Raw genomic sequence first — 10320 nt, forward strand, 5'->3', positions numbered from 1 at the left:
CCAGCCGATACCCGGCTGAACCTGCTCTTCACGGGACTCGTGTCATTCATGCGCGTACCGAGCTGCTCCGACCTCTCGGCGCTCGACGCCGACATCGCGATCCTCGGCGCCCCGAGCGACGAGGGCTCGCCCTGGAAGCCCGGCGCGCGCTTCGCTCCCCGGAAGATCCGGGAGCTGTCGGTCAAGTACGCGGGGTAAGGCCCGACCCAGAACCAGCTCGGCTACTACGACATCGAGGAGGACCGGCGGTACCTCGAGTACGAGCGGCGGCACCGCCGGATCGTGGATTGCGGGGACTCCGACATCATCTACACCAACGTGAAGAAGACGTTCGAGAACATCACCCGCGACGTCAAGCGGATCCTCAAGGCCGGGGCCTTCCCGGTGGTCATCGGCGGCGACCACGCGGTGACCTATCCGGTCGTCCGCGCCTACGACGAGCGGCTCAACGTCGTCCACTTCGACGCCCACCTGGACTACCGCCCCTTCGTCCACGGCGTGCAGTGGGCCAACGGCAACCCGATCCGCAACGTCTCGCAGCTCAAGACCGTCCACCACATCGTCCAGGTCGGGATCCGGAGCCTGCGGACGAGCCAGTCCGACGTGAAGGACTCGCGGGCGCGCGGCAACGACGTTGTGACCATCCCGGAGTTCCGCCGGCGGGGCCACCAGGCGATCGTCGACCGGTTGCCGAAGAGCGAGCCGGTCTACGTGTCGATCGACATCGACGTCCTCGACCTGCCGCTGGTGCCGGGCTGCGCCTCGTCCGAGGTGAACGGGCTCAGCTACGAGGAGCTGCGCCAGACGCTGTTCGCCATCGCGCGGAGCCGGGAAGTCATCGGGTTCGATCTGGTCGAGGTGAACCCGATGCTCGACGTCGCCTCCGACAACATCTCGCTGATCGCGGCCCAGCTCATCATCGAGTTCCTGGCGCGGATCGTCGAGCACCCCGGCTACCGCAAGCGCCACCCGATGCGGGCCGCCACCGCCCTGCCCGAAAACGGCCGCGGGCGCGCCGCGACGGCAGCGGCGCCGACCGACGGCGGGCGTCCCCGAGCGGCGGCGGCCCGGCTCGCCCGCTCGGCCCGGTCGCGACGTTGACGGGACGCTAGCCTCTTACAGATTCCCTGGTCGCAGGCGCAAAGGAATTGCCGATTGGGGTTAGCAGTGGCAACGTGGCGCCAGATCGTGCTAAAGTCCGGCCCCGAAGGGCGGCTGTGAGCCGGGTCAACCTGAAACTCATGGGCGGATTCGAGGCGCAGGCGGACCCGGGAGGGGTGCTCACCATTCCCACCCGGAAGGCGCAAGCGCTGCTGGCTTACCTCGCGCTCACGCCCGGTCAAAGCCATCCCCGGGACAAGCTGGCGGCGCTTCTCTGGCCCGACGTCCCACCAGGGGCCGCCCGCGCTGACCTCCGCCAGACCCTCTTCGTCCTCCGAAAGGCGCTCGGCAGCGACCCGCTCGTCGTGACGGGCGACGCGATCACGCTGCCGGCGGACGCCGTCCACACCGACGCGACGGCGTTCGAGCGAGCGGTCGCCGCGGGGACGCCGCCGGCGCTCGATGAGGCGGCCGGCCTCTACCGGGGCGACTTCCTGGCCGGAGTCAGCGTCGAGGCGTCGCCTTTCGAGGACTGGCTCATGAGCGAGCGCGAGCGCCTCCGTGAGCTCGCCCTCGAGGCGCTGGCCAAGCTCCTGGCTGGCCAGCGGACAGCGGGGGCGCTGGAGGCCGCCATCCACACGGCCCTCACGCTGCTCGGACTGGATCCCCTACAAGAGCCGGTCCACCGAACGCTGATGCGGCTCTATGCGGAGGTTGGGCGCCGCGGGGCCGCGCTCCGGCAGTACCAGGCGTGCGTGGCCGGGCTCCAGCGAGAGCTCGGCGTCGACCCGGAGGCGGAGACGCAGCAGCTCTACCAGGAGATCCTGCGCCAGCGGCCCGCGCTGCCAGCGGCCGCGCTGCGCGCCCCATCGCCGCCGAGCCGGGAGCCGGCCGGCCCACCGGCCGGCGCGCCTGCCTTCGAAACCGCGCTGATCGGGCGGAACCGCGAGCTGGTCCAGCTGCGCCAGGCGGTGGAGAACGCCGGACGCCAAGCGGGCACGGTGATCGCGGTCCTCGGGGAGGCGGGAATCGGCAAGAGCCGGCTCCTTGGTGAGCTGGCGGCGGCCGCGCTGGCGCACGACGCCCACGTGCTACTCGGCCGCTGCCACGCGACCGAGCAGATCCTGCCCCTGGCGCCGTGGGCCGAGGCGCTCCGGCAGGCCGGCATCCCGGATGACGCCGAGGTGGCCGCGGGGCTGGGTCCGGTCTGGCGCGCCGAGCTGGCCCGGCTCCTGCCCGAGCTGGCGGCCGCCGGGTCACCGATGACCACCGACCCCGCCGATCCCCTCCGGCTCTTCGAGGCCGTGACCTGGCTGCTCGCGGAGCTCGGCGGGCGGCGCCTCGTGGTCGTGCTTCTGGAGGACCTGCACTGGGCTGACGAGATGACGGTACGCCTCCTCGCCTTCGTCGGACGCCGATGTCAGGGGAGGCGGGTGCTGATCGCGGTGACGGTCCGGGCGGACGAGCCGCCGGCGACGCCGATGCTGCAGCAGGCGTTCGACGAGCTGAAAGCCGAGGGGCGGCTCCTCGAGCTCTCGCTCGCCCCGCTGTCGGAGTCGGACACGACGGTCCTCGTGGCGGCGCTGGCCCGAACGGGCCTGGAGGCGGCCGCTGTCGCCCGGCTCGGCCAGCAGGTGTGGGCGGCGAGTCATGGTAATCCGTTCATGGTGGTGGAGTCGATGGGGACGCTCCGCGAAGCGGGGACGGCGGGGCCGCGGCTGTCGGACCGCGCCCGAGAGGTGATCGCCGGGCGTCTCGGACTGCTGGCGCCGGGGCCCCGCGCGCTGGTCGACGTGGCGGCCGTCATCGGGCGCGAGTTCGACTTCGCCCTGCTGCACCGGGCCTCCGGGCTGGCCGAGCGCGACGTCGCCGAGGCCGCCGAGCAGCTCGTGCGCCGGCGGGTGCTCCACGAGGTGGGTGAGCGCTTCGACCTGAGGCACGACCAGATCCGCGAGGTGGCGTACGACGCCATCCTCCCGCCGCGCCGCCGCCTCCTCCACCGGCAGGTCGCGGAAGCGATCGAGGCGCTGTACGCGGACGATCTCGCCCCGCACGCGGCCGCGCTGGCCCGACACTACGCCGAGGTCGAGCGGTGGGACCGCGCAGTGAGCTACCTCCGCGAGACGGTCGCGCAGGCGGTGACCCGCGGCGCGTTCCGGCAGGCGGCCGCCACGCTCGACCAGGCGCTCGCGACCCTGGCCCGCCTGCCGGACCGGCGGGACGTGCGGGAGCTGGCCGTGGACCTCCGCTTCGATCTCCGCAACGCGCTCTTCTCCCTCGGCGAGCCGGAGCGGATCTTTGCGTGCCTGCGCGAGGCGGTGACGCTCGCCGACGGCCTCGACGACTCCCGTCGCCTCGCGCGCGCGCTGGCCCATCTCACGCCAGCGTTCCGGCTGGCGGGTCAGTATGAGCGGGCGTTCGAACACGGCCGCCGGGCTTTCGACCTGGCCGTCGCGGTCGGGGACCTCGGGCTCCAGGCGGTGGCCCGGCTCTATCTCGGCCACACGTACCAGTCGGTGGGCGACTATCGGAGCGGGCGAGCGGCGCTGGAGCAAAACGTGACCGTGCTCGCAGGGCCGCGGGTCCGGGAGCGCTTCGGCCAGCCTGGCTTCCCCGCCATGACCAGCCGGGCGGTGCTGGCTCGCTGCCTCGCCGAGCTGGGGGAGTTCAGCGACGCGGCCATCCACGCCGCGGAAGCGCTGAGATTCGCCGACGAGGTCGCGCTGCCGTTCGTCCGCATGATCACCTGGAGCTTCGTCATCCTGCTCTACGTTCGCCGGGGCGACCTGACGTCCGCGGCAGCCCTGGCCGAGCGGGGTCGCGTGCTCGGCGGCCGAGAGGACCTCCGAGCGTTCTGGCCGTGGCTCGCCGCGGGAGCGGGCTATGCCCACGCCCTCGCCGGGCGACTCGCCGAGGGCCGGGCTCTGCTGGAGGATGCTCTGGCCGAGAGCGACGCCCTGGGGATGGTCAGCATGCGCGCTCAGACGCTCGGCTGGCTGGGTGAGGCGCGCCTGCTGGCCGGCGCCGGGGACGAGGCGCGGCGCCACGGGGAGGAGGCGCTCGAGCTGGCCGTGGCACTCGGAGAGCGCGGGAACGCGGCCTGGGCCCATCGGCTCCTGGGCGAGGTAGCCTCCGCCGATCGGGACGCCATCAAGGCGGAGGCCGCCGTGGCGCACTTCCAGGCGGCGCTGACTGGCGCCACCGAGCTGGGCATGCGCCCGCTGGCCGCGCATGCGCGGCTCGGCTTGGGCCGCCTCTGTCGCCGCCTCGGCCACCCCGAGGCGCGCGGGCACCTCGAAGCGGCCGTCGGTGAGTTGCGGGCCCTGGAGATGACCCTCTGGCTGCCGGACGCCACGGCCGAGCTCGCCGATCTCGGCAGAGGGCGTCGCGCGGGCCTTGCGCCCTAACTTCTCCTGCCCCATGGGTCGGATCGGCGCCGTCCTCGCGGCGGTGACGCTGGCGCTCGGCTGCCTAGCGCCGCCGCTCGACCTCGCGGCCCAGACCAAGGACGACACGATTGTCTTCGCCGTCCAGTCGGACACGGACACGTGGGATCCCCCCAACACCATCTCGCGCAGCGGGCTCATCCTCGGGTACCACGTCTTCGACCACCTGGCGGTGCGCGACCTGAAGACGCTGAAGGTCGTCCCCAACCTGGCCATCAGCTGGAAGAACCTCGACGACACCACCTGGGAGGTCAAGCTCCGCCCCAACGTGAAGTTCCACGACGGCTCGCGCTTCACCGCCCGCGACGTCAAGGCCACCTTCGAGCGCATCCTCGACCCGGCCAAGAAGCTGAGCGCGCGCGGCAACCACGCCAAGATCAAGAGCGTGGAGGTGGTGGACGACCACACCGTGCGCTTCCACACCGACGGCCCCTATCCGATCTTCGTCGAGCGGTTGACCGCCCAGGTCATGCAGTCCGAGAAGCAGATCAAGGAGAAGGGCCACGACTGGATGCAGGAGCATCCGGTCGGCACCGGCCCCTACAAGCTGGTGAGCTGGAGTCGCAAACGGGAGCACCTGCTGGTCCGCAACGACGAGTACTGGGGGCCCAAGCCCTTCTTCAAGCACGTCCGGGTGCGGATCATCCCCGAGCAGGCGACCCAGATCGCCGAGCTGATGGCCGGCGGCGTGGACGTCATCAAGGCGGTGCCCCCCGACCAGATGGACGTGATCGACAGATCGGGCCAGGCCCGGACCAGCACCTCGCCGATTCTCCGCACCTCTTTCCTCCAGCTCGACCAGGCCGGCCGGGGCGGCGCCAACCCATTCCAGGACCGGCGGGTGCGTCTGGCCGCCAACCTGGCCGTTGACCTGGATGCCATCGTTCAGCATGTGCTGAACGGGCTCGCCGATCGAGTCGGGACCGTGATCAGCCCCATGGCCTTCGGCTTCGATCCGGCCGTGAAGCCGCACCGGCAGGACCTCGGGCGGGCGAGGAAGCTCCTGGCCGAGGCGGGCTTCCCCAGCGGTCTCGACGTCCGGTTCATGACCGGCCCGCCGGTCGTCGAGCCCGCGATCCAGCAGACGAACGACGCGATCGTCGCGGACCTTGCCAACGTCGGGTTCCGCGTCCGCCAGAACTACATCGGGGACCAGACGGTCGTGACGGCGAGGGTGAAGGACGGCAAGGCCGATCCGATGTTCAACTGGTCGTGGGGCTACTATTCTGTCTTCGACGCCGACGCGATCCTCCACGACATCCTCCGGTGCGGCGAGCCGTACAGCTACTACTGCAATCGGGAGCTGGACGACTTGATCCAGGCCGGCCGCTCGACCCTCGACCTCAAGAAGCGGGCCGAGATCTATGCCAGGGCTCAGCGGCTCCTGTCCGACGACGCTGCCTATCTCTTCAAGTGGGCCTTGCGGGGCGTATGGGGGATCAGCAATCGCATAGACTACCAGGCGCCGGCCGACGAGATCGACCGGATGTATACGGCCACGCTCCGCAAGAAATAGCCGGCAAGGAGGCCACCGACGGCTCGCGCCGCTGCGGCTGGAACAGGCGTCCTCGTCCTCGCGCTGGCGCTCGGTTGCCTGGCGCCTCGCGATCTCGCCGCCCAGACCAAGGAGGACACCGTCGCCTCGCCCAGCCGCGCCATCTCCGTGTCCCGTCCGACCAGGGGCGCCTCGGCCGGCGTGGCGACGCTCGCCGTCGTCGTGGCCACCTGCGCCGGCCGTTGGCGCAGGACCTCGCGGTACAGCTCCTCGGTCTCGCCCTCCGGCTCGACCCCCAGCTCGCGTCGCAGCACGTCGACGCACTCCTGGTACTGGGCGAGGAGCCGCGCCAGCACCTCGAGGGCGAGCTCGCGGAGCCGCTCGCGCTCGCTCATGAGCCAGTCCTCGAAGGGCGGCGCCTCGACGCTGACTCCGGCCAGGAAGTCGCCCCGGTAGAGGCCGGCCGCCGCCTCGAGCGCCGGGGGCGTCCCCGCGGCGGCCGCCCGCTCGAACGCCGCCACGTCGGTCGGCACGGCATCGGCCGGCAGCGTGATCGCGTCGGCCGTGATGGCGAGCGGGTCGCCCACGGCCCCGCCGAGCGCCTTGCGGAGGACGAAGAGGGTCTGGCGGAGGTCGGCGCGGGCCGACCCCGGCGGCGTGTCGGGCCAGAGGAGCGCTGCCAGCTTGTCCCGGGGATGAACCTGCCCCGGGGTGAGGGCGAGGTAGGCCAGCAGGCCCTGCGCCTTCCGGGTGGGGATGGCCAGCATCCCTCCCGGGTCCGCCTGCGCCTCGAATCCCCCCAGGAGCCTCAGCGTGACCCGGCTCACAACCGCCCCTCGGGGGCGGACTTTAGCACGATCTGGCGCCACCTTGCCACCACTAACGCCTCCGCAGACGGTTTGCTAACGCCCCGCCGGCTACAGATGGCGCTGTAGGAACGAAGTGGGGCCATGCCCCGTCCTGGCGCCTTGTTGGGGGAGGAGGAGAGCCATGAGTCGCGATCGCATCGAGAACCGGTGGCGGTACCCATTCGCGTCCCTAGCCGTCGTTGCCGCGCTCGCCTTGGTCGCGGGGGGCTCGGCGGCGACCGGAGCGACGCCGCAGCGGCAGCCGCCTGCGGCTGGCGCGACCCTGACGCGCGCCGCCTATCAGGCGGCGGCCGAGGCCTCGTCGGAGATGCCGGCGCCCCAGCTCTTCGACAGGGTCGAGGATCCGGAGCCGATGCTCGACCATGCACTCCTGGCCAAGACCCTCGCCCTCAGGGTCACGCTCGCCCGCACCCCCGCCGCCCGCTATCAGGCGCTGTTCGAGGCCATGCGCGCGCTCCAGGTCGGCCTCTACACCGGCAAGGGGCAGCCGATCGTCCGCGGCGCCGAGCGAGGGCCGAAAGACTTCTATCTCTACAGCTTCGAGCTCGGCGCGCTGGCCAAAGGCCTGGAGCGGGGGACGACCGTGACGCTCTCGGAGGTCGCCGCGGACCTCACCGCCATTGGCTTTCGTCCCCATGGCCAGCCACTCGGCGCCGAGCGCCTGCGGCAGGTCCTGGTAGCGCTCACCCGCTCGTCGCTCGCGAAGCCGACCGACGCCAAGACGCTCGGCCTGCTGCTCTTGCGGGAGCTGGGCCTCCGTCACAGACCGCCCTACGACATCGCCCAGAACCCCCCCCTGACCGCCGTGCGCCTCGACGCCCTCCAGCGGTGGCTGCTGACCGCCGACATCGCGGGGCCCTTCCTCCACTTGAGGCCGCGCCGCTCGGCCGCCGTGGCATCGGGCCCCGCGGGGCCGTGCGGGTTCCTCGGCGACGCCGAGCTGGAGGCCTGGAAGTACGGGAAGATCGGCAACTTCTTCCTTCCGGTGATCGGCGAGTCCCTGAGGCTCGTGGAGGCCTTGGTCGACCTCGAGCACGCCCTCTTGGTCGGGCTAGTCCTGGACATTCAGGAGACCGTCTTCAGCCGGGAACATCCTGAGACGCATTACGGCCCGCCTGGCCATTACGAGAACGCGGGCAAGCCTCTCATCTTCCAGATTGGAGTGCAGATGATCGCCCGGGCCGCCCAAATTCCCGCAGAGGTCATCGCGTGCGGGCGATTGCTCGGCCTCGAGATTCCGCCGGTCGGTCCAGTCAAGGGGGTTCCCGTCAACTGGCAGTCGCTCTACGGGAGGTACGAATACGAGAGGCTCAAGAAGTACGGAACGATCATCCAGGAGGAGAGGCAGACTAACGAGCGAGGACTCGCCAGCCTGGTCTTGCAGCCGAAGGAGGAGAAGGTCCCGGGCTTCGGTCCCAACTATTTGGAGCGCACCCCGGTGAAGGTGAAGGTCGCCTTCCTCAAGAACCTCGGGAATCTCCTCGCCCACCTGGCGGAAGCGGTCGCGCCGAAAGTCGTCACAATAGAGCACCGCGTCAGTCACCACCAGCCGCGCGGCTTCAAGTTCTCGGGGCTGAAGTGGCGCGTCGAGAGGCCCGATGGGGTGTACGGGCCCAGCTACAGCCAGTACGAGCTGCTCTCCGCCCGGGTGTGCGGGGACGACCCGTTCAACCCAGTGCCAGCTCCGCTCCCGGGGTGGGAGACGCGCATCTACGTGGTGTCGGATTGGCCGATCACAGGTCACCACCGAGAAGAGATCGTCACCGGGAGGTGGCTGCCCGGCCCAGGCGGCGCGACCGAAGGGCATTTCTACGTTATCGACACCCTCGGTGCAGAAGGACACGGCGACTGGGTATCGAACCCTCCGGGCACGCCGCCGCAGGTGCGGCTGGTGATCCGGGTTAACTTCCCAGAAGACCCGCCCCAGGTGTTCGAGCAGGTCACGCTCGCGACCGTCTTCGATGACGAGAGCTGCCCCGGGAACAGAGCCCATGGTGAATGAGGCGGGCAGGGCGAGCCGCCTCGTGAAGATGAAACGAAGCGGCTGCGAGGAAGGAAGTTCGGGCCATGCGCCGTCCTGGCGCATCGTTGGCGGCGGCGATCGCTGTCCAGTGGAGTCGAGAGGAGGGAGACCATGACCGGGTTCCGCCCTCACCCGCTGGCCGGTGTCGGGATCGTCCTGCTGGTGGCCGCCGGCTGCGCCCCGGCACCCATCCGGATCTCGGACGCCGAGATCGCGCGCCTCAAGGGAGAGCCCGAGGTCCGCGTGGTGCGATACGAGCCGGCGAGCCTCCAGGTCACGACGCGCGGGGGCGACGCGGCCCGGCAGCTCGGCCTGGCCGGCCTCGCCTTCGGATCCGCGGCGGACGAGCACAAGGCGAGGCTGGTCGTGAAGGAGCACGGCCTTCAGGATCCCGCGCTCTCGGTCCGCGATCGCCTGGTGGCCGGCCTCACCGGCGAGGTCGGGCTGACGAACGTCCGGATCGTCGAGGAGCCGGCGCCCACCGACGGCGCGGACGAGCTCCGGCGTCGCTTCGGCATGGGCGTCATCCTGGATATCAAGACCATCGTGTGGTGGCTGAACTACAACCTCAACGCGTGGGACGCCTACCGCCTGCTGTACGTTGCACGGGCGCGCCTCGTTCGGCTCGACGGGCCGTCCGTGGTCTGGCAGGCGATCTGCGACCGATCGGTGACCGAGGAGCCGACCGCGAAGCTCGCCGACTTGATGGCCGACGGCGCTCGCTTGCTCAAGCAGCGGACGATCGAGAAGACCGACTGGTGCGCCCGGACCCTGCTGGAGCAGCTCCGGGCTCGCTGAAACTGCCCAACGGGTCGGGAATGGACGAAGAGCTTCCGCCTCTACAGTCCGTAGGAAATGGCCAGGTCGGGAGGGTTCATGGCGAGTGACGAGGAGGGACGGCATCGCGTGATCTTCATCGTCCGCCTGGACCGGGACGCCCTCGGGCGGGTGACCGGCGTGGTCGAGCGGGTGCGGACCGGTGAGAAGGCCCGGGTGGACACGCTGGCGGACGTAGTCCCGGTCCTCACGGCAATGCTGGCCCGCGACGAGCCCGAGCCGGCATGCTGATGGCGGACGACGCCGGATCAAGCGAGGCCGGCGAGCGCGCCCGCCGCCCGGCCCTCCATCGACGGCGCCGGGCCCCAGGGCGTCAGGCCGAGCGCATGTCCAGGCCGGGGCGACGAAAGGCGAAAGGTCGAGTGGGAGGGAGAATGGCCATGCGCGGCTCACGGTCACGGCGGGCCAGAACGACGCTCTTGATCGGCCTGCTTCTCGCCGACCTGGGAGCCTGGCCCGGCGGCGCCCGGGCGGCGCCGCCGACGGCGGAACTTATCAAAGCCTTCGGCTTCTATGACTCGCTGGCCCAGCTCACCAACGTCAACGGCA

Annotated in this window: 6 protein-coding genes and 1 pseudogene; 6 read left to right on the forward strand and 1 reads right to left on the reverse strand. The window is 70.9% G+C overall.

What is annotated here, in order from left to right:
* The first annotated feature begins 48 nt into the window (after positions 1 to 48).
* From VGW35_02880 to VGW35_02890, 3 genes and pseudogenes are all read left to right on the forward strand, one after another.
* Positions 49 to 1101: pseudogene (locus tag VGW35_02880) on the forward strand (arginase family protein).
* 116 nt (positions 1102 to 1217) lie between these two features.
* Positions 1218 to 4508, forward strand: a complete 3291-nt coding sequence (locus VGW35_02885) for a BTAD domain-containing putative transcriptional regulator (protein ID HEV8306588.1) — start codon at positions 1218 to 1220, stop codon at positions 4506 to 4508.
* Positions 4509 to 4521: 13 nt separating this feature from the next.
* Complete coding sequence (locus VGW35_02890) at positions 4522 to 6063, forward strand: ABC transporter substrate-binding protein (protein HEV8306589.1); 1542 nt, start codon at positions 4522 to 4524, stop codon at positions 6061 to 6063.
* Here VGW35_02890 and VGW35_02895 read toward each other — a convergent pair.
* Positions 6003 to 6869, reverse strand: a complete 867-nt coding sequence (locus tag VGW35_02895) for a BTAD domain-containing putative transcriptional regulator (GenBank protein ID HEV8306590.1) — start codon at positions 6867 to 6869, stop codon at positions 6003 to 6005. The genes VGW35_02890 and VGW35_02895 overlap by 61 nt on opposite strands.
* A gap of 163 nt (positions 6870 to 7032) precedes the next feature.
* Between VGW35_02895 and VGW35_02900 the strand changes: the two genes are divergently transcribed.
* From VGW35_02900 to VGW35_02910, 3 genes are all read left to right on the forward strand, one after another.
* Positions 7033 to 8913, forward strand: coding sequence for a hypothetical protein (locus tag VGW35_02900; GenBank protein HEV8306591.1), 1881 nt, complete (start codon positions 7033 to 7035; stop codon positions 8911 to 8913).
* A gap of 132 nt (positions 8914 to 9045) precedes the next feature.
* Positions 9046 to 9732 carry a hypothetical protein gene (locus VGW35_02905; protein HEV8306592.1) on the forward strand — a complete coding sequence of 229 codons (687 nt, stop codon included), beginning with the start codon at positions 9046 to 9048 and terminating at the stop codon, positions 9730 to 9732.
* 78 nt (positions 9733 to 9810) lie between these two features.
* Positions 9811 to 10002: a hypothetical protein gene (locus VGW35_02910; protein HEV8306593.1), complete on the forward strand. Its 192-nt coding sequence runs from the start codon at positions 9811 to 9813 to the stop codon at positions 10000 to 10002.
* The last annotated feature ends 318 nt before the right edge of the window (positions 10003 to 10320 follow it).

This window comes from Candidatus Methylomirabilota bacterium (genome assembly GCA_036005065.1).
GTDB lineage: Bacteria > Methylomirabilota > Methylomirabilia > Rokubacteriales > DASRDR01 > DASYQW01.